Origin of the sequence: Ochrobactrum sp. SFR4, assembly GCF_019730395.1 — a bacterium.
Lineage (GTDB): Bacteria > Pseudomonadota > Alphaproteobacteria > Rhizobiales > Rhizobiaceae > Pseudochrobactrum.
On the sequence record NZ_JAAPBB010000577.1, the window covers coordinates 1 to 304 of the forward strand.

Sequence of the window (304 nt, forward strand, 5' to 3'; positions counted from 1 at the left end):
AGCTGATGCGGAAACAGCAAAAGTACCGGCGGCAAAAGCAGCCATAAGAGCAACTGAGTTACGGAGAGACATGATATCTTCCTTTTCTTATTCTTTAAGTGTGCATCGGGAGGATGAAAACCATCTTCGGAAAATGCACATCTTTACAAGGTTTAAAAGCGTTAGATCGCTTGAAAATATGCTGCCTGAAAAACATCACTGACGGGAATCATATGATTATCGCCAGACAGCAAGAACGTGATATTCGTTCATTTAGGGCATTATCGTGGCACGTTAAGGGAAATTTAACAATTTGTCATTTTGT

The 304-nt window shown here is 40.5% G+C and carries 1 protein-coding gene; it reads left to right on the forward strand.

Going from position 1 to position 304, the window contains the following annotated elements; genetic code table 11:
* Positions 1-202, forward strand: a 202-nt coding sequence (locus HBA93_RS20330) for a hypothetical protein (RefSeq protein ID WP_221724481.1), incomplete at its 5' end; no start/stop codon positions are given.
* Between the last annotated feature and the right edge of the window lie 102 nt (positions 203-304).